The sequence below is a fragment of the Pseudomonas sp. LBUM1651 genome, from assembly GCF_059716135.1.
Window position 1 is genome coordinate 1,627,512 of the sequence record NZ_CP166805.1, and the last position, 21,099, is coordinate 1,648,610.

Below are 21,099 nucleotides of genomic sequence, written 5' to 3' on the forward strand. Positions count from 1 at the left end.
TGACGGCATTTATAGGTAAATCTGTTTCACACTTGTAACATCAGAGCTAAGAACATTCTCAAAAGAACCTTGGAAGCTTTTCTCATAAGTGATATGCCGAAATAAACTTATGCGCTCTTAAAAATCCAGCACATTGTTCAATCCGAAAGCCCTTGATTTACGAGCCTTAGGAGCTTCTTGAGGGTTGGGGAAAGTTCAATCCACTTATCGATGTGGGGCGAAGAAGTGCTGGAGGGGGAGGGGTGCGCTACGGTTTTTTGGGTGACGGTTTTTTGTCACTTGCTGGTTCAGAACCGTTACGCATTGCCCGTAGGTAAGGTTGTTTCGCAACAGCATTCCGATGTAATTGATTGCATTGGGTTTTATGCCGAATCGAGACACTTCGCCCACGAGCGACACGCTTGGCGAGAAGTCGCCAGGGCAGCGGCTTGATCAGGCAAGCCGCTGCCCGGTAGACGATCCGCCGATAACCCGCTCACGCCATGAGCACGTTCTTCGCAATCAACAGGATGCCGACAGCGGTTGGCAGCGGAGGAAATGCACATGGCTACGCTCATCGGTATCGTCAGTAAGGTCATTGGTCAGGTGTTCGCTGAAGCAAGCAACGGCACCCGACGTGCCTTGATCGAGGGGGACAGGCTGTTCGTCGGCGATCAACTGGTCACAGGTGCCGAAGGCGCGGTGGCGGTGCACCTGCAGAATGGCCAGGAACTGACCCTCGGGCGTGGCAGCAGCCTGCAAATGAATTCGCAGTTGCTTGCCCATCACGTACCCCATGTGGATACCGCTGAAGCGAGCGCGCCGACGCAGGCGCAACTGACCGACGTCGAACGACTGCAAAAAGCGATCGCGGCGGGCGATGACCCGACTCAGACAGCAGAAGCCACGGCGGCAGGCCCGGGTACACCGGGCGCACCCGGTGGTGCATTGGGTGGCGGCCACAGTTTTGTGCTGCTGGAAGAAGTGGCCGGGCGGGTCGATCCAACCATCGGTTTCCCTACCGCCGGCTTCAACGGTATTCCTGAATTTCCTCTGGAGCGTCTGGCCGGTGATGCGGATAACGGTGGCAACGCGGCTGCGGCGCCGATTGGTGCTGATACTCCGGATGCTCCGGGCGTTCCGGATGTTCCGGATGTTCCGGATGACCCTGAAGCTTCGGACAGTCCCGTCACCCTCAACGGCCTCAATGTTCCCGGTGGCGAACTGACCGTCTACGAAAAAACCCTCACCTTCGGCACCGACCCCGATGCCCCGGCCCTGACCCGGACGGGCACCTTTACCGTCAGCGCGCCGGATGGCTTGCAAACCCTGACTGTCGGCGGCATCGCCATCGTCACCGCTGGCGTGGCCGCAGGCTTCCCGCAATCGGCCGACACCTGGCACGGCAGCACGCTAACCATCACCGGATACGATCCGGCCACTGGCGTGGTGAGCTACAGCTACACCCTGAATTACGACAGCGACCACCCGAATGCCGATGGCGTCAACAGCATCTCCGAAAACTTCGACGTCGTTGCCACCGATACGGACGGCAGCACCGCGACCGGGCAAATCAACGTCAACATCGTCGATGACACGCCGAACGCCAACCCCGACGCCACGTCGGTGACGGAGGGCGGCGTCGTCAGCGGCAACGTGCTGTGGAACGACGTTGCCGGCGCCGATGGTCCCTTGCTCGGCGGTGGCGTGGTCGGTGTGCGCGCCGGTTCGGACACTTCGACCCCGGTGAACGGCGGGCTCAACACCCAGATCAACGGCACCTACGGTTACCTGACCCTGGATGCCCAGGGCAACGCCGAATACCACAGCTACCCGAACGGGGTGAACGGCCCCGGCGCAACCGACGTGTTCACCTACACCTTGCGCGATAACGACGGTGACGAAAGCACCACCACCATCACCATCGACGTCAACAACAGTTGTATCAACAACCCGGTCACCCTCAACGGCCTCGACGCGTGTGGCGGCGAGCTGACCGTCTACGAAAAAACCCTCACCTTCGGCACCGACCCCGATGCCCCGGCCCTGACCCGGACGGGCACCTTTACCGTCAGCGCGCCGGATGGCTTGCAAACCCTGACTGTCGGCGGCATCGCCATCGTCACCGCTGGCGTGGCCGCAGGCTTCCCGCAATCGGCCGACACCTGGCACGGCAGCACGCTAACCATCACCGGATACGATCCGGCCACTGGCGTGGTGAGCTACAGCTACACCCTGAATTACGACAGCGACCACCCGAATGCCGATGGCGTCAACAGCATCTCCGAAAACTTCGACGTCGTTGCCACCGATACGGACGGCAGCACCGCGACCGGGCAAATCAACGTCAACATCGTCGATGACACGCCGAACGCCAACCCCGACGCCACGTCGGTGACGGAGGGCGGCGTCGTCAGCGGCAACGTGCTGTGGAACGACGTTGCCGGCGCCGATGGTCCCTTGCTCGGCGGTGGCGTGGTCGGTGTGCGCGCCGGTTCGGACACTTCGACCCCGGTGAACGGCGGGCTCAACACCCAGATCAACGGCACCTACGGTTACCTGACCCTGGATGCCCAGGGCAACGCCGAATACCACAGCTACCCGAACGGGGTGAACGGCCCCGGCGCAACCGACGTGTTCACCTACACCTTGCGCGATAACGACGGTGACGAAAGCACCACCACCATCACCATCGACGTCAACAACAGTTGTATCAACAACCCGGTCACCCTCAACGGCCTCGACGCGTGTGGCGGCGAGCTGACCGTCTACGAAAAAAACCTCACCTACGGCACCGATCCTGAGGCCCCGGCCCTGACCCAGACCGGCACCTTCACCGTCAGCGCCCCGGATGGCCTGCAGACCCTGACCGTGGGCGGTATCGCCGTGGTCACCGCTGGCGTGGCCGCAGGCTTCCCGCAATCGGCCGACACCTGGCACGGCAGCACGCTCACCATCACCGGTTACGACCCGGCCACCGGCGTGGTGACCTACAGCTACACCCTGAATTACGACAGCGACCACCCGAATGCCGGCGGCGCCAACAGCATCTCCGAGAACTTCGACGTGGTGGCCAAGGATGTCAACGGCAGCACCGCGACCGGGCAAATCAACGTCAACATCGTCGATGACACGCCGAACGCCAACCCCGACGCCACGTCGGTGACGGAGGGCGGCGTCGTCAGCGGCAACGTGCTGTGGAACGACGTTGCCGGCGCCGATGGTCCCTTGCTCGGTGGTGGCGTGGTCGGTGTGCGCGCCGGCTCGGACACTTCGACCCCGGTGAACGGCGGCCTCAATACCCAGATCAACGGCACCTACGGTTACCTGACCCTGGACGCCCAAGGCAACGCCGAATACCACAGCTACCCGAACGGGGTGAACGGCCCCGGCGCAACCGACGTCTTCACCTACACCCTGCGCGATAACGACGGTGACGAAAGCACTACCACCATCACCATCGACGTCAACAACGGTTGCATCAACCCGGTCACCCTCAACGGCCTCGACGCGTGTGGCGGCGAGCTGACCGTCTACGAAAAAAACCTCACCTACGGCACCGATCCTGAGGCCCCGGCCCTGACCCAGACCGGCACCTTCACCGTCAGCGCCCCGGATGGCCTGCAGACCCTGACCGTGGGCGGTATCGCCGTGGTCACCGCTGGCGTGGCCGCAGGCTTCCCGCAATCGGCCGACACCTGGCACGGCAGCACGCTCACCATCACCGGTTACGACCCGGCCACCGGCGTGGTGACCTACAGCTACACCCTGAATTACGACAGCGACCACCCGAATGCCGGCGGCGCCAACAGCATCTCCGAGAACTTCGACGTGGTGGCCAAGGATGTCAACGGCAGCACCGCGACCGGGCAAATCAACGTCAACATCGTCGATGACACGCCGAACGCCAACCCCGACGCCACGTCGGTGACGGAGGGCGGCGTCGTCAGCGGCAACGTGCTGTGGAACGACGTTGCCGGCGCCGATGGTCCCTTGCTCGGCGGTGGCGTGGTCGGTGTGCGCGCCGGCTCGGACACTTCGACCCCGGTGAACGGCGGCCTCAATACCCAGATCAACGGCACCTACGGTTACCTGACCCTGGACGCCCAGGGCAACGCCGAATACCACAGCTACCCGAACGGGGTGAACGGCCCCGGCGCAACCGACGTGTTCACCTACACCCTGCGCGATAACGACGGTGACGAAAGCACTACCACCATCACCATCGACGTCAACAACGGTTGCATCAACCCGGTCACCCTCAACGGCCTCGACGCGTGTGGCGGCGAGCTGACCGTCTACGAAAAAAACCTCACCTACGGCACCGATCCTGAGGCCCCGGCCCTGACCCAGACCGGCACCTTCACCGTCAGCGCCCCGGATGGCCTGCAGACCCTGACCGTGGGCGGAATCGCCGTGGTCACCGCTGGCGTGGCCGCAGGCTTCCCGCAATCGGCCGACACCTGGCACGGCAGCACGCTCACCATCACCGGTTACGACCCGGCCACCGGCGTGGTGACCTACAGCTACACCCTGAATTACGACAGCGACCACCCGAATGCCGGCGGCGCCAACAGCATCTCCGAGAACTTCGACGTGGTGGCCAAGGATGTCAACGGCAGCACCGCGACCGGGCAAATCAACGTCAACATCGTCGATGACACGCCGAACGCCAACCCCGACGCCACGTCGGTGACGGAGGGCGGCGTCGTCAGCGGCAACGTGCTGTGGAACGACGTTGCCGGCGCCGATGGTCCCTTGCTCGGCGGTGGCGTGGTCGGTGTGCGCGCCGGTTCGGACACCTCGACCCCGGTGAACAGCGGGCTCAACACCCAGATCAACGGCACCTACGGTTACCTGACCCTGGATGCCCAAGGCAACGCCGAATACCACAGCAATCCGAACGCCGTGAACGGCCCCGGCGCAACCGACGTGTTCACCTACACCCTGCGCGATAACGACGGCGACGAAAGCACTACCACCATCACCATCGACGTCAACAACGGTTGCATCAATGCGTCCAGCGACAACGACGTAACCGTCATCACCAACGTGCTGTCGGACAACGTCGCGGTGCCGGGCGAAGCGTTGCTGGCCAACGACACCGATCCCGACGGCGATCCACTTACTGCATCACCGACGACGTTCAACACCGGCTGGATCGCCAAGGGTGGGGACTTCACCGGCAGCAACCAGAACTACAGTTTCACCGGCAGCAACGCTCAATCCGTGACCATCGCCCGCAGTGCCTTCGTCGCCAACACCGCTGCCATGACCGCGGTGCTGGTGGTCAGCGGCGCGTTGGGCGAAGTCAAACACAACACCACCCATGACGAAGACCGCATCACCGTCACCCTCAAACAGGGTGAGACCCTCAACCTCGACCACAACCTGGCGGCCGGTCACGTCGCCATGGAGTACTCGGTCAACGGCGGCGCGTTCATTGCCATCGGCGATGGTCAGACCATCACCGCCGCGTCGGACGGCACCTACCAGATCCACATCACCAACATCGACAACGACGGGCCGGGCCACAGCGGCAAGGGCGCGGAAAACTACCAGCTGACCCTGACCGTCAACTACTCCGGCGCCCACAACATCACCCCTGACTACCACGGCACCTACACCGTCAACGATCACCACGGCGGCAGCGACAGCGCCGGCGTGACCATCACCTATCAGGACGGCCACATCCTCATCGGCACGGCGGGTGATGACGTGCTGGTGGCAGGCACCGGCGACAACGTGATCAACGCCGGCGATGGCAACGATGTGCTCACTGCCGGTGCAGGCAACAACGAACTGCACGGCGGCGCCGGCAATGACTTGCTCTACAGCGGGCCGGGTAACGACCTGCTCGACGGCGGCGATGGCATCGACACCGCGAGCTACGCCCACGCCACCGCCGGGGTCAAGGTTGACCTGAGTCTGCTCGGCGCGCAAAACACTCTGGGCGCCGGCACCGACACCCTGACCGCCATCGAAAACCTCACCGGCTCCGATTTCGACGACAAGCTCACCGTCGACAACCACAACAACATCATCACCGGCGGCCTCGGCAACGACGTGCTCAACGGTGGCGGCGGCGATGATTTGCTCATCGGCGGCCTCGGCAACAACACCCTCACCGGTGGTGCTGGCGCGGACACCTTCCAGTGGCTCAAAGGCAACAGCGGCCACGACGTGGTCACCGACTTCACCCCGGGCGCCGACAAACTCGACCTGTCGCAACTGCTGCAAGGCGAGAATGGCACCGCCGCTTCGCTGGATGACTACCTGCACTTCAAAGTCACCGGCAGCGGCGATTCACTGGTCACCAGCATCGACGTCAGCAACATGGCCGGTGCTGCACCGAACCAGACCATCGATCTGGCTGGGGTGAACCTGGCGAGTCATTACGGCGTGACGCCGGGGGCGGGCGGGGTGATTGCCGGCGGGGCGGATACGGCGACCATCATCAACGGCATGTTGAATGACCATTCGTTGAAGGTGGATACCGTGTGACCTGAAACCTTAAACAACAAAACCCGCCATCCCTGTGTAAGGGATGGCGGGTTTTTTATTGTGCGCAGTTTAGGGAAGTGTCCGACCGGCGGTAGCAAAACCTGTGATTTCTGACAGTAGCCAGTCTTCCGTGGCTGCCTTTAAATCAAGACATCGAGATGAGTGAAGCAATCATCCATGTAAGGCGAGCGATCGGTGTCGGCGCTCTTCGCCTGGCATTGCGATAACCGAACGTCAGGGCAATAAAGCTCAACATCAAAGGAGTATTAAAATGTCCAAAGAAGAAAGCTTTCCTTTTAATGGCAGAGACAGGGCGCAATATCGGGCATTTCGAACCAGCATACAACTTATTGATCTGAATGCCCCTGTACCGGGGAGCGCCAATCCATTTAAACCGGCCTTGGTAACCGATGGTCCACAATATCTTCCCTATGCTTATTTCAATAGGCCGCTCGACTTTGATATTCCGGAGTTCATTGATCAATATGATCCATCGGGGCTCATCGTCGTTATTAGAATGACGGTAGATGGAACCGAAGATGCAATTGAGCACAAGTTTGACGAAGAAACTCCTATCGCTACAGCGCCTATTCCAATGAAACTTCACCTGGCAGATAAAGATAAAGACGGACTGCGAAAAGTCAGTTATACCCTGGATTTTGGTGGTAACCCTGCGACCGTCATTCCACTCGAATATATGGTTGATAAAGTTCCGCCAAGCCTTGATAAAAATATAGAGTTGCCGAAATCCGTAACAGATTATGGTATAGGTCCAGAAGACTTTGAAGGGGCCAAGACTGTCCCGCTGACGTACCAGAATTACACAGGCAAAAAACTGGGTGATTTGGTTAAATGCTTTATTGGGCCCAGTAGGACCGTTCCCACAGAAGTCGGGGCTGTCAGGGTTACTGAGGCTAATATAGGCACTCCGATGGTCTTCGATTTAACTGCTGCGCACGTCAATGGTTTTGACGGGGAGTTTGTTGTTTGGTGTGAAGGGGAAAATTACCCAGGCGTACCGGCTACGCCGTCGGCACTTACGAATGTTTCGGTGTTCAAGGATCTTAGGCCGGTTGTTGCGGCCCCTCTTTACGTTCCTCAAATCGTAGATGAGGAAAACGATACTCTTGAAATAGAACATCTTATTGATCGCGTCGGTGCTGGCCTTGAAAAATCGTATGATAACTTTAGCACTGCGATAGATAAACTGGTTATTTCCATCGATGGGGTTGCACAGCCAGAGCAAACTATGAACGGGTTCCCTTCTGTGCATAACCTCGCTAACGAGGCTCTGCTTGTAAAGGGTCATGGACGAAGACAAGTAGAATTGGGGTACAGAATCAAACGTGGGAACAAATTTTTTCCAACGGATTGGATTACCCGGCTTGTCTGGCTTGACGTAAGGAAGCCGGCTAATCCGATTGATCCTTCCAACCCCGGTTTTCTGGACCCGAGTTTGTTGGAACCATGGTTTCAGGGACCGAAAAGCACAGTGAAGAACAGACTGACGGCAGCCGATAAACAAGATGGGGGGCCTGTTGAAGGGTTTTTGGAGTTCCATACTCTTTTCAAAAAAGGCGACAAAGCCCGGTTTGCTCTAAATGGTCGTGAATCGCCGACTCCGTGGGTTTATCCAACGGATGGCAGCGAAGATCCATCAAAACCAATAAAATGGAATCTTCCTTGGTCCTGGCTTAATACTTTGTCAGACGACGATACCACGCAAGTTCAGGTCTTTGTGGAACATGATCTGAACTTTAATGAAGCGCATTCTCCGGTGGCGAATGCGTTTGTCCGTACTACGCCAATCGTCTTGTTAGCGGCTGGATTCAGGCACTTACACTCAGATCCCAGAAACGGAGTTGTATGCAGCTCGTTGAGAAAGCATCCGACGCTTGGTGTAGTGGGCGTTGTTCGTATTCCTGGCGATACGCGAATGGCAGATATAGAAGTTAAACTGACTTACGGTGGTTACCCGACCAATGCTGCTATTGAAGCGGAGCTTATTCCTGGATCTAAAGTCGAGGTGCCTTTTACCCCGAATTTAGAACAGGCCACCAATGGCTTTGATATGTATGTTCCGTACCAATATTTGCTTGCGACACGTATTGGTTGGGGGCGAGCGGACTATGCGGTCGTTATCGAAGAGGAAAACGTTTATACCAAGGGCACAGTTGTCCGAGTCAACATGAGTAGGGGGCAGGATACGTGCGAGCTGAATGACGTCGTCGATCCGACAAGGTTGATCGGCAAGTGAAACTTTGCTGAGTTCATCTCGTATATCCGGTGTCTAGGCACCGGGTATATGTTCGTTGTTATTGAAAACCTGTATCGGTTTTTTCTTACACTTTCAGAGATTAATCCTACATTTTTTTGTAGGAAGTCTCTGTATCGTCCGCAGCCCTCAACGTTCTCCGCTTCTTTGCAGGAGACAAGAAGACGAAAGGACTGACCCATGAACTTCGACAACCCAGTTTCAAGTAAACCTGCGACCGCAACGACGTTCAAAGTGCTGGCATTGTTGCCGGCTTTTTTTTTGGCAAGCCCTTCGGCCATGGCGGCGATCGTTATCGGCGCTGGCCAAAACGAAACGATAGGTCCGGCAGATCCGATTAGTGACTACATAGTGGAAAATGGCGGTGTACTCAATGCCGTAGGCGCAACGACCCAAAGCTTGACCGTCCAGACCGGATCGACCTTGAATATCGACGGCGCCATCGTCAACGGCAACAGTGGCTCCCACGGAATTTTGGTGAGTGAAAGCCAGGCCACCATTCAACGGGCTACCGTCACTGCTGACACCCGGGCGCTATGGGTCAGTCGACCAAATTCATCCACGCAAGGCTCGACTGTCACCGCAACTGACAGCACATTCCACGGTGGAGAGACGGGGGCACTAGTCACCGGTCTGAGTACATTGACGCTGGTAAACAGCGAACTCAGAGGCACCAATGCCGGCAGCGTAGGCCTGGACAGTCGAGGCGGAGATGTCCGCGCATTGGCAGGCACACTGATCAGCGGCGACAGCGCAGGCGTACGGATGACCAATGACGCCGGCGGCCAGGGCACCAATGCATTGTTGCTGGACAACGCCGTCGTAGAAGGGCGCAACGGGCCGGCAATCCTGGTGGAAGGTGCCGTTCAAGGCGCGACGATTCAGGTGCAGAACAATGCCGTTCTGCGGGCGGCCGATGGCAATCTGTTGAAGGTTCAGGGCGCCTCCACGGCGACGATGAATGTCGTCGGCAGTGCGTTGGACGGCAACGTGCAGGTGCTGCAGAACAGCACAGTCGATCTCTCGTTCAACGGGGCTTCGATGGTGGGGGACATTCTGCGCGAGGACGGCTCCACCGCCAATGTCACCTTGAACAATGGCTCATCGTTCACCGGGCGCTTGAACAACAGCAACCTTAGCCTCAATAGCGGGTCAAGCCTGACCATGGTCGGCGATGACAGCATCGGTACCTTAACGTTGAGCGACGGCACGGTTAATTTCGGTGCGCCTGGCGCGCAGCGTGCGAATCGTCAACTCGAAGTGGGTACGCTTGCTGGCAACGGCATCATTGCCATGCAGGGCAATTTCCAGACGGGTCAAAGCGACTTGCTGAAAGCCGATACGGCGACCGGTAGTTACGAATTGGCCGTCAATGCGTCGGGCAAGGACGCGACGTCTCCTCAACAATTGACGCTGGTGCAGATCGCCAATAACCAGGCAGCTTTTGCATTGCTGGGAGGTCGGGTCGATGTGGGGACATTTGAGTACGATCTGGCCGAAAGGACCAATGCCACAGGCGGCACGGAGTACTACCTGAACCCTACCACCCGGCTCACTTCCGGTGCGCAATCGGTGGCAGCCTTGTTCCAGACAGCCCTTACCGTGTCGTATGGCGAGTTGAAGTCGCTGGAAAACCGCATGAGCGAGTTGCAGGCCGACGACAAGCGCCATGGTCTGTGGATACGGTCTTATGGCAACAAGTGGAACGTTGACGACGGTTCGTCGGGTGTGGGTTATCGTCAACAGCAGCAGGGTTTCACCATGGGCGGCGACACCCGACTGGGTGACAGTCCCTGGACTGTCGGTATGCTGGCGGGTTACAGCAAGTCCGATCTGGACCTCAATGGCGGCACCTCGGCCGAGGTCAACAGTTACTACTTCGGCCCCTATTTTGGCTGGCTGAATCGCGACACTGGCTACTACGTTGATGGCGCCCTGAAGTTCAACCATTTCCGCAATGAATCCAAAGTCAGGATGAGCGATGGCAAACGTGCCGAAGGCGATTACAGCAACTCGGCGATGAGTGCGATCGTAGAAGGCGGCCGCAATATCGACCTTGGGGATGGCTGGTTCGCCAAACCTTCTGCCCAGGTCTCCGCGGCAGTGATTCAGGGCAAGAACTATCGCCTGGAAAATGAAATGGACGCCGAAGGTGACCGCACGCATTCGTTGCGGACAAAGCTGGGCGTCATGGCCGGTCGAAGCATCGACCTGGGTGATACGCAGGTGCGTCCATACGGGCGGGTAGCGGTGGTCCATGAATTTGCATCGAGCGACAACGTGCGGGTCAACGGAAACGCGATCAACAACGACTTGTCGGGTAGCGGTTTCGAAGTAGGTGCCGGGGTGACAGTTTCGTTGTCCGAGAAGCTGCGTCTTGATGTCGGTGTCGATTATGCCAAGGGTAAAAATATCGAACAGCCTGTGGCCGCCACCTTTGGTTTGAACTATCAGTTTTAAATGTGAGGAACGAAAAAAAACCGCTATTAGCGGTTTTTTTTCGTCCTGCCTTCTGCGAGTTTTACTAGCTTTGGGAAGGGGGCCGTGCAACGACTTTCCATTTATTAGACTCAGCCTTTTCATCTAGCGTCAGGGCGCTGATTTCATAGGCGGTGCCGACTACCAGATTGCCCAAGTAAAACGCCCAGCGACCCTTATCGCTGGTGGTCTCTGGATTTGGTTGGATAACACCGTTGAGTTTGATTTTGACCGCACTATTCGGCTCATGATCGCCCCTGGCTATTAACCAGCTCTTGTGTATATCTCCTCCATCAGAAATTTCATGCCCATCGACATCATAAATACGGGTGTTTGTCGGTGCGGTGGTGGCCGCTTCCACTGTAATCGTGTACGGCCCAGCGGAGCCGCCGCCTGGGTATTTTGCGGTGGCGGTGAAGGCGTAGGTGTCATCGGTCAGCACGCCTGTTGGATGTTTGTAGCGACCGGTTGCAGGATCCACGGTCGCTTCATCCAGCGAGTCACCATTTTTGAATATCTCAACCTTCGCACCCGGGTCACCTTCGCCTTCCACAAACAGGGAGGTCTCGGGTGTTGTGGTGCCGTCAGGAACTTCAGGTCCGGCAAGGGTAGTGACCTTGTCGAGGGTTACCTGCTTGTTAGCTTTCACTGTAATCGTGTACGGCCCAGCGGAGCCGCCGCCTGGGTATTTTGCGGTGGCGGTGAAGGCGTAGGTGTCATCGGTCAGCACACCTGTTGGATGTTTGTAGCGACCGGTTGCAGGATCCACGGTCGCTTCATCCAGCGAGTCACCATTTTTGAATATCTCAACCTTCGCACCCGGTTCACCTTCGCCTTCCACAAACAGGGAGGTCTCGGGTGTTGTGGTGCCGTCAGGAACTTCAGGTCCGGCAAGGGTAGTGACCTTGTCGAGGGTTACCGGCGTGATAACGTCCTCTTCCACGGTAAATTTGAAAGGGGTCGACTCTTGGCCATTGGAACCCTTGATCGTGATGTTGTAGGGGCCTGGTGCCAGATCTTCCAGCTTGAAAGTGCAAATTCCGCAGGCACTGGTTAGCTCCGTTTTGAGTGGAGTATCGCCATTAAGCGCTTCGGCATTCTGGTTTGGGCGCGCATTGCAGTTGATGGTGACTGAAGTCTCACGAATGGTGTCACCGTCAGCAATCGGCTTTCCGTCGCTGAGTACTTCATTAATGATCGGAGTGTTGGTAGCCACGGTAAACCTTCTGGTCGGCGACACAGGTTGGTCAGCCCATTTGCCTTCAGCGAACACGCTGTAGCAATCGAACTTCGGCGCAGCGAGCAGCGGCGTCTCCCACTCGCCGACGCTGTTGCTTGTGGCTTCGCCCAGTTTGTCGTTACCGCGCATAATCCAGACTGAGCTGTTCCGTTCGGCGTTGATGCCGCCAACTTTGAAGGATGTTTGGTAGGTAGTTCGGTTAATGATGGTCGCGCCGTTGGGATCAACGATTCTACTGATCGTTAACTGATTTTCTTCATCTTCGTCGGACGTACGCAATGAACTGTTCGAGGGGGTAACGGCCATGATCATGACTCCGGTTGGTCAAGGGGACGGAGTGATTTAAGGCCTCGAACAGTTGAATTGGCTACTGTCAGAAATAACAGGTTTGAGTAGGTTTCCGATGAGCGGAAGGGGCGATAACGGGAGTTGAAGGAGGACTTATCCGCTATTAATAGCGAAGAGAGTTTCAGGGTCTACGCAAGGTCTTCTGCCGAACAATGTAGATCGTCACCAGCGCCGCACTGGTCAGCATGAAACCGCGTGCCCACGGCAGGGGCACCAGATAGCACGACAACAGAATGCTCACCCACATCAGGCCGATGGCGTACACCTTGCCCTTGAGCGGGATGCCATTGCCGTCGAGGTAGTCGCGAATCCATGGCCCCAGCCGTGGATGCTCCACCAGCCAGTGATAAAAGCGCGGGGAACTGCGGGCGAAACAGGCGGCCGCCAGCAGCAGGAAAGGCGTGGTGGGCAACACCGGCAGGAAAATCCCGATCACCCCCAGCGCTACGCTCAGCCAGCCGATGGCCAGCAGCCCGTAACGCAACATCAGGGAGCGGTTGCCTATGGGGTTGTCCATAGGCAGAACCTTAGTGGTGACGTGGCTTGAGGATCGCCGGTTTTTCGTCTGGCGCGTTGCACAGCAGGTACAGCGCGGTCAGGGCTTCCGGGATCTGCACGATCATGTCGTCCATCAGGTTCGGGTCGGCCGCGATGTCGGAGAATTCAGGCTGCTCGTCGAACAGACCGGAACCGACCATGATCGGCAGCAGCATTTCGCTGACTTCATCTTCGGCGGTTTCGAACCAGGCCGCTTCGCGCAGGAACACGCCTTCCATGAAGCCGATGCACCAGCCGCGCAGGTCGGAATCATCCGGCTCGTCGCCCAGGTCGAGGTCGCACGGCAGCTCGAATTCTTCGTCGGACGCCAGTTGGCGAGCGATGTGAGCCTTGAGGGCGAGCAGGGTGGATTCGATCGCTTCACGCTCGGTGTCGTCGGCGTAATGCGGCTCTTCGGCGAAGAGGGCATCGATCCATTCACGGTCGGGAACTCTTTCGGAACAGATCGACAGCGCGGTGAGGTAGCCGTGGGCGGCCACGTAGTCCAGCGCCTCGTCATGCAGTTCATCGGCGTCGAGGAAGACTTGCAGGCGGGTTAGTTGCTCAGCGAAGGACATTAAAGGGCTACCTTGGGAATTAAACAGATGCGGGAATTCTAGGCCTTCTTGAGCACTCAGGCCAGCCGCGCGGGATATTTGCGTCGCGCAACACCACAATCCCTGTGGGAGCGAGCCTGCTCGCGAAGGCGGCATTACATTCAACATCAATGTCGACTGACCCACCGCCTTCGCGAGCAAGCTCGCTCCCACAGGTTCTGCAATGGTGTGGCTTCATGTGTCTTCTCAGCGGCGCCCTTTGCCGGACAGGCCTCGGGTATACTCCCGCGTTTTGTGATGCCCTGCTGGCGTCGCGGCTGAAATGTGAAGCGTCATGCAATGCGCACTTACGATTTGTCAGTGCAGCCTTGCGGATCCTGAACCAGCCTTGCAGGGATGTTTCGGTGATTTTTGGAGTTTTTATGCTCGAACAGGCTCAACGCGTCCTCAAGGATATCTTCGGCTACGACAGTTTCCGTGGCCGTCAGGGTGCAATCATTGAGCGCGTGGCCAGTGGCGGCGACGCCCTGGTGCTGATGCCTACCGGTGGCGGCAAATCCCTGTGCTTCCAGGTGCCGGCGTTGTTGCGCGAAGGCCTGGCAGTGGTGGTGTCGCCGCTGATCGCGTTGATGGACGACCAGGTGGCGACCCTCGAGGAACTGGGCGTCGCTGCCGCTGCGTTGAACTCAACGCTGAGCGCCGAGCAGCAACGCGACCTTGCCGCGCGGATCAAGCGCGGTGAAGTGAAGATGCTTTATCTCGCGCCCGAACGTCTGGTCCAGCCGCGCATGCTGGCCTTCCTGCAAAGCCTTGAAATCGCCTTGTTCGCCATCGACGAAGCGCATTGCGTGTCCCAATGGGGCCACGACTTCCGCCGCGAATACCTGCAACTGGGTCAGTTGGCGGAGCTGTTCCCCAACGTCCCGCGCATTGCTCTCACCGCGACCGCCGACAAGCGCACCCGGGAAGAAATCGTCGATCGCCTGCATCTGCAGAATGCCGAGCGCTTCCTCTCCAGTTTCGACCGCCCGAATATTTTCTATCGCATCGTGCCCAAGGAACAGCCGCGCAAGCAGTTGCTGGCATTCCTCGCCGAACGGCGCAGCGATGCCGGCATCGTCTATTGCCTGTCACGCAAGAAAGTCGACGAAGTCGCGGTGTTCCTCAGCGAGCAGGGCTTCCCGGCGCTGCCATATCACGCCGGTCTGGCCAACGAAACCCGGGCCCATCACCAGAAGCGCTTCCTCAACGAGGAAGGCCTGATCATGGTCGCCACCGTGGCATTCGGCATGGGCATCGACAAGCCCAACGTGCGCTTTGTCGCGCACCTCGATCTGCCGAAATCCCTTGAGGCTTACTACCAGGAAACCGGTCGCGGCGGCCGTGACGGTCTGCCGGCGGATGCGTGGATGGCCTACGGCCTGCAAGACGTGGTGATGCTCAAGCAAATGCTGCAGAACTCCGAAGGTGACGAGCGTCACAAGCGTCTGGAGCAGCACAAGCTCGACGCGATGCTCTCGCTCTGCGAAGAAACCCGCTGCCGGCGTCAAACCCTGCTGGCCTACTTCGACGAAGACATGCCGGAGCCGTGCGGCCATTGCGACAACTGCGTCGATGGCGTGCAGACCTGGGACGCCACCGAGCCGGCCCGTCAGGCACTCTCGGCGATTTACCGCACCGGTCAGCGCTATGGCGTCGGCCATCTGGTGGACGTGTTGCTGGGCAAGGACAACGAAAAGGTCCGCAGCTTCGGTCATCAGCATCTGTCGGTATACGGTGTCGGCAAGGCGATGGGCGAGAGCGAATGGCGCTCCCTGTTCCGGCAACTGGTTGCTCGCGGTCTGGCCGACATCGATCTCGAAGGTTACGGCGGTCTGCGCCTCAGTGACACCTGCCGGCCGCTGCTCAAGGGCGAAGTGACGTTGGAATTGCGTCGCGACCTCAAGCCGCAAACCACCGCGAAAAGCAGCAAGAGCCAGGCGAGCCAACTGGTCCGTGGCGAAGAACGCGAACAGTGGGAAGCCTTGCGCGCCTTGCGTCGCAAGCTCGCCGAAGAGCACGGTGTGCCGCCTTACGTCATCTTCCCCGACTCGACGTTGCTGGAAATGCTCCGCAGCCAGCCGACCTCGCTGGCGGAAATGGCCACGGTCAGCGGCGTCGGTGCACGCAAACTTGAGCGTTACGGCGAGGCCTTCCTCGAAGTGCTCGGCGGCCAGGTCGAGGCGCCGAAAGTGGTGGCCGACGTGCGCCACGAACTGATCACCCTCGCTCGGGCCGGCATGACGCCGGTGCAAATCGCCGGTCAATTGCAGTGCTCGGAGAAGAACGTCTACACGATGCTCGCCGAGGCAATAGGCAAGCAGCAGTTGTCGCTGGAACAGGCGCTGGACCTGCCCGAAGACTTGATGGGCGAAGTCCAGGATGCGTTCCTCGACGGCGAGGGCGAGTTGCCGCCGGTGGCGGAGATTGCTGCGCTGTTCGCCGGTCGCGTGCCGGAAGGTGTTTTGTACTGTGTTCGAGCCGCGCTGCAATCGGAATTCGAGATCTGAGTTTCAAATTTCGGACAGGGTTGTATTGATGTAACGATTCAGTACAGAGCAAGCCTTGCCTCAAGCCAAGGGTCATGCTTAGCTGACTAATAATTAGTTTTCTCTATTTCAGTCTAACCATGAGTGTTTTATGCCGTTAACCGATCAACACCGCTTTGGCATGCAACTGGCCCAGATGTCGCGCGGCTGGCGTGCCGAACTGGACCGCCGTCTGGCCGGCCTGGGTTTGTCCCAGGCGCGCTGGCTGGTGCTGCTGCACCTGGCGCGATTTGAAGAAGCGCCGACCCAGCGCGAACTGGCGCAAAGCGTCGGCGTTGAAGGGCCGACCCTGGCTCGACTGCTCGACAGTCTGGAAACTCAGGGCCTTGTTCAGCGTCAGGCCGTGGTGGAAGACCGCCGGGCGAAAAAAATCGTCCTCTGTGCCCCGGCCCGTCCCCTGATCGAACAAATTGAAACCATTGCCACTCAACTGCGCCACGAGCTGTTTGAAGGCGTCGATGAGGCCGATTTGAAGGTCTGCATGCGTGTTCACGGGCACATTCTGGCCAACCTGGAAAAATCCTGAAGCAGAACCGGGTGTCAGCTTTTTGAGATACCCCGTTGGGCAGACTATAAAGAACTACTAGGCAATATCGTGTTCGTACCGGATATGCGAACACGCATCGGTTGGTTCTGGTTATCGAAGGGATGCTCATGCTCGAGAGTTGGCACGTTGTACTGCGGTGGTGCGCCAGGCTGGTTCTGGCCGGTGGGGCTGTGACCTACTCGGCACTGGCGCCCGCGCTGGGGCTGGGTGAAATCACCGTGCATTCGGCGCTGAATCAACCGCTGCGTGCCGACATCGATCTGGTGGATGCTGCCGGTCTGGAGGAGGGCGACCTGTCCGTCAGTCTGGCGACCGCGGACGAATTCAGTCGCGCCGGTGTCGAGCGGGTGTTCTTTCTCAATGACCTGAAGTTCACGCCCATCCTGCGGGGCAACCGCAGCCTGATCCGGGTGAGCTCCAATAAAGTGGTCAACGAGCCTTTTCTGAATTTCCTCGTGCAGCTCAATCAGCCTAACGGGCGCGTGCTGCGCGAGTACACCGTGCTGATCGATCCGCCGGGTACACCGGGGATTGTGCCGGTTGCCGACGAACCGGTCGCCAGCTCCCCGAACTCTCCATACCCGAGCGTCAAACCGGCCACTGCGCCGCCACCCGCGGCCAAAAAAACGGCCCCTAAAGTTGAACAGCCCGCCGCCCCCGTCATTGATCTCGTCGCCGAGCAATTGGCCGCGAGCGTGCTGCAAAACCAGCAACTACAAAAAACCGTCGACGAGCTGAATGCAAAACTTCAGGGCCAGGATGAACAGATCGCCGGTCAGAAAAAACAGATAACCGAGCTGCAAACGCAATTGGCGGAGGCCCAGGTGCCCCCGGTTACGCCGGAAGTTGTTGCGCCAGCACCGGTCGCGGTACAAGAGCCCGAGGCGTCCAACTGGCCGCTGATCGCCGGGTTGTCGGCGTTGGTGGCATTGCTGTTGGTGGGCTTGTTTGTTCGCCGCCAACGACAGCAGGTTCAGGTCCTGGCCGCAGATCCTCCCGTTTTGCCGTCGCGACACGAGCCGGTGCTTGATCAAACCGTGGAGCCGTCAGCGAAGCCCAACCCGTCGAAACCTGCGCCCGATCTTCATGACGAGACGCCGTCAGGGGATGTGTTGGAAGGTGTGGGCATCTACTTGGCCTATGGTCGTTTTTCCGAAGCTGCGGGCTTGTTGCGCGATGCCTTGGCGAAGGAGCCACAACGCACGGATCTGGCCGTGCAGTTGCTGGAAGTCCTCGGCAAGCAAGGTGACGGGCCAGCCTATGACGCTCAGGAAAACAGCTTGCGGGATGCAGGGTTCGACTCGCAGCAACTTCAGGACATTCGTGCCCGCTACCCGAAACTGGGCAGTGCGGTGCCCGTGGCTGCTGCGGCAGCCCTCACAACACCGGTGAAATCCGAAGAATCGCCAAGCGACGAGTTCCAACTGAATCTGGATGACCTGTCGATGGATTCGAGTTGGGATCTGGTCAGTCCATTTGAAAACACTAAACCCTCGGAAAAACCAGCTGAGGTCGTGGCTCCCGCATTCACCTCGAACCTGCACGTGTTGCCCGATGTGTTCGAGATGCCTGAAGAACCGACACTGGACGAGCCCGAGCTTGAGTGGGTCGCCGAGCCTGACTCACAGTCACTGGATGACGATTTTCTCGACGAATTCAAGGATGCCGACCCGTCATTCGAGCTTGAAACGCTGAGCCTGGAACCCGCCGTGCCGGACAACGCAGGCAAACTGGAACAGGCCCAGAACTGCATCGATGACGGCGATCTGGACAGCGCCATCGAGCTGCTGAACGAGTTGCTCAAGGACGGCGATGAGCCACTTAAACAAACTGCGCGGACATTGTTGGCCGGTATTCGCTGAGCCTCTATCATGGCGGCGCCCTCTGGTTCAGGAGTTCCCTCGTCATGACCGCGCACAAACCGGAAATCGTCATCACCTACTGCACGCAATGCCAATGGCTGTTGCGTGCCGCTTGGTTGGCGCAAGAGCTGCTCAGTACCTTTGGCGATGACTTGGGCAAGGTTTCGCTGGTGCCTGGCACCGGTGGCGTGTTTCACATTTTCTGTGACGATGTGCAGATCTGGGAGCGCAAGGCGGACGGCGGTTTCCCGGAAGCCAAGGTGCTGAAGCAGCGGGTCCGCGATCAGATCGATCCGGACCGCGACCTCGGGCACAACGACCGCACTCAGTGAGACGCGGCTTCGGCAGCGACCGCTTTCTTGCTTGAACCGCCGGAGAGCCTGCTGGACACCACAATCGCGACGATGATCAAGGCGCCGCCGATCAGCATGCGCAGCGTCGGGTTTTCATTGAACAGCAGCCACGCCATGGTGATGCCGTACACCGGCTCCAGCGCAAACACCACGGCGGCGGTGCGCGCCTTGATCACAGCGAGGCTGGCGACGAACAGGCTGTGAGCGACACCGGTGCAGAACACCCCGAGCAGGCCGATCCACAGCCAGTCAATGGCGCGGACTTCGCTTAACTGAGGCGCCGCCACTGGCAGCAAACACAACGCGACCACGACGTTCTGGCACAGCGCAGCCTGTACCGGCGGAATTCTTGCGGAACTGGCGCGGTTGGTCAGGGACAGTAATGCAAATAGCAACCCGGAGCCCACCGCCCACAACAGGCCGGTGGTGGCGCCGCTGGCCAGATCGAAATCAGGCGTGACCAGCACCAGTCCGATACTCACCAGCACCACCAGCAGGATTTCATTGGCGCGAATTCGCTCGCGGAAAATCAGCCCTTCCAGGATCACGGTAAATGCCGGGAAACTGGCGAAACCCAGGGTCGCGATCGCCACGCCCGCGACCTTTACCGCAATAAAAAAACTTATCCAGTGCCCGGCCAGCAGCAAACCGCTGAGCAGCAGGCGGCGCCAGTCCACGGCTTGCAGCTTCTGCCAGCGCGTCTGGCTGGCGAACCGTGCGAAAACGGCCAGGGCGAGCACAGCAAAGGCAGCGCGACCGAAGACGATGACGGCAGGGGAGGCGGCGGCGAGTTTGCCGAACACACCGGTCAGGCCAAACATCAGTGCGCCGATATGCAGTGCGCCGAGGGCGGTACGGGGAGTCATTGCAATCCTTGATGAACATAACCAACAGAGGTGCAGTCTAGAGGGCTGTCGGCATGCCTGTCTGTCGTCAGGCTCGCATCATTTGTCGCCAGCCTCGCGCCGCAATTTCCCGGGGGAGGCACCAAACTCCCGCAACACCGCCGCCGAAAATGCACTTTGCGAACTGTAGCCAACCCGACTGGCAATTTCGCCAACGGGCAACGCCGAATCCCGCAACAGACTCCCGGCCATGTGCAAACGACGACTGCGAATGTAGTCCATCGGCGTCTGCCCGCATTCCGCGACAAACCGCGCATGCAGCCGAGCGCTGGACAACCCGGCGATGCGTGCCAGATCGGCGACTTGCAGCGGGTAGGCCGCGTGCTGATCGATGTGCGCATTCAACGCGGCATAGGGCAGGCGCCGGCCGCCCATCACGTCCGGCCTGGCATGGTTGAGGCTGGCCAGCAACAGCACCGCGCCTTGTTGCGCGATCAGCGGGTCGCTGACCTGACTGCCCGCCAGCCAGTTCACCAATTGGCTTTGCCCGGCATCCAGCGGCAGACGCCCGGCGCTGTCGAGCAAACGGCGGCTGGCATCGGCGTGCTCGCCAAGGGACTGCGCCACCCATTGATCACTTGGCACGTCCAGCACCAGGCAGCGGCTGCCATTGGCGCTGCCACAGGCATGATGGAAACCGGACGGGACCACCACGAAACTCTGTTGAACCACCTGACTGCCACGCCCGTCGATCTCGAAATCCAGCGCGCCCGAGAGCCCGAACACCAGTTGCGCGTGGTCGTGACTGTGGACGATCAGGTCGTGAGTGTATTGGCGGAGCGTGAGGATCGGTCTCATCGCAGGTCTCCCGAGTAAGGCCGTCAGTCTACACCGAGGTCGTCCAGGCGCGTTGTCACAGGACTGACTTGTCACTGTCATGGGCAATTAACCCGACCGGCGCAAGCTTGCAAAAACAATCGCAGAGG

The 21,099-nt window shown here is 59.1% G+C and carries 12 protein-coding genes; 7 read left to right on the forward strand and 5 right to left on the reverse strand.

What is annotated here, in order from left to right:
• Positions 1 to 543: 543 nt before the first annotated feature.
• From ACA066_RS07530 to ACA066_RS07540, 3 genes are all read left to right on the forward strand, one after another.
• Entirely contained in the window at positions 544 to 6,483 is a 5,940-nt protein-coding gene (locus tag ACA066_RS07530) for a retention module-containing protein (RefSeq protein ID WP_497698714.1), read from the forward strand.
• Positions 6,484 to 6,754: 271 nt separating this feature from the next.
• Positions 6,755 to 8,740, forward strand: coding sequence for a hypothetical protein (locus ACA066_RS07535; RefSeq protein ID WP_497698715.1), 1,986 nt, complete (start codon positions 6,755 to 6,757; stop codon positions 8,738 to 8,740).
• A gap of 198 nt (positions 8,741 to 8,938) precedes the next feature.
• Complete coding sequence (locus tag ACA066_RS07540; RefSeq protein ID WP_497698716.1) at positions 8,939 to 11,218, forward strand: autotransporter outer membrane beta-barrel domain-containing protein; 2,280 nt, start codon at positions 8,939 to 8,941, stop codon at positions 11,216 to 11,218.
• Between the two features lie 64 nt (positions 11,219 to 11,282).
• On the opposite strand, the gene ACA066_RS07545 is transcribed toward ACA066_RS07540, so the two are convergent.
• From ACA066_RS07545 to ACA066_RS07555, 3 genes are all read right to left on the reverse strand, one after another.
• Positions 11,283 to 12,782, reverse strand: coding sequence for a hypothetical protein (locus ACA066_RS07545; protein ID WP_497698717.1), 1,500 nt, complete (start codon positions 12,780 to 12,782; stop codon positions 11,283 to 11,285).
• 163 nt (positions 12,783 to 12,945) lie between these two features.
• On the reverse strand, positions 12,946 to 13,341 hold the full coding sequence (locus ACA066_RS07550) for a YbaN family protein (RefSeq protein WP_497698718.1): 396 nt from the start codon (positions 13,339 to 13,341) through the stop codon (positions 12,946 to 12,948).
• A gap of 10 nt (positions 13,342 to 13,351) precedes the next feature.
• A complete protein-coding gene (locus tag ACA066_RS07555) occupies positions 13,352 to 13,939 on the reverse strand; it encodes a UPF0149 family protein (RefSeq protein ID WP_497698719.1) in 588 nt (195 codons plus the stop codon).
• 401 nt (positions 13,940 to 14,340) lie between these two features.
• Between ACA066_RS07555 and recQ the strand changes: the two genes are divergently transcribed.
• The 4 genes from recQ to ACA066_RS07575 all read left to right on the forward strand — a co-directional run bounded on the left by recQ (position 14,341) and on the right by ACA066_RS07575 (position 19,247).
• Positions 14,341 to 16,467, forward strand: a complete 2,127-nt coding sequence (gene recQ, locus ACA066_RS07560; RefSeq protein ID WP_497698720.1) for a DNA helicase RecQ — start codon at positions 14,341 to 14,343, stop codon at positions 16,465 to 16,467.
• 130 nt (positions 16,468 to 16,597) lie between these two features.
• Complete coding sequence (locus ACA066_RS07565) at positions 16,598 to 17,032, forward strand: MarR family transcriptional regulator (protein WP_084320510.1); 435 nt, start codon at positions 16,598 to 16,600, stop codon at positions 17,030 to 17,032.
• A 128-nt stretch (positions 17,033 to 17,160) separates the two neighbouring features.
• The gene (locus ACA066_RS07570) at positions 17,161 to 18,915 is read left to right on the forward strand and encodes a motility hub landmark protein FimV (protein WP_497698721.1); all 1,755 of its coding nucleotides are present in this window, start codon (positions 17,161 to 17,163) and stop codon (positions 18,913 to 18,915) included.
• A 44-nt stretch (positions 18,916 to 18,959) separates the two neighbouring features.
• Positions 18,960 to 19,247, forward strand: a complete 288-nt coding sequence (locus tag ACA066_RS07575; RefSeq protein ID WP_084320512.1) for an Rdx family protein — start codon at positions 18,960 to 18,962, stop codon at positions 19,245 to 19,247.
• Here the strand turns inward: ACA066_RS07575 and ACA066_RS07580 are convergent.
• Both ACA066_RS07580 and ACA066_RS07585 read right to left on the reverse strand, forming a co-directional pair.
• Positions 19,241 to 20,134, reverse strand: coding sequence for a DMT family transporter (locus ACA066_RS07580; protein WP_497698722.1), 894 nt, complete (start codon positions 20,132 to 20,134; stop codon positions 19,241 to 19,243). The genes ACA066_RS07575 and ACA066_RS07580 overlap by 7 nt on opposite strands.
• 78 nt (positions 20,135 to 20,212) lie before the next feature.
• Complete coding sequence (locus ACA066_RS07585) at positions 20,213 to 20,971, reverse strand: helix-turn-helix transcriptional regulator (protein WP_497698723.1); 759 nt, start codon at positions 20,969 to 20,971, stop codon at positions 20,213 to 20,215.
• Between the last annotated feature and the right edge of the window lie 128 nt (positions 20,972 to 21,099).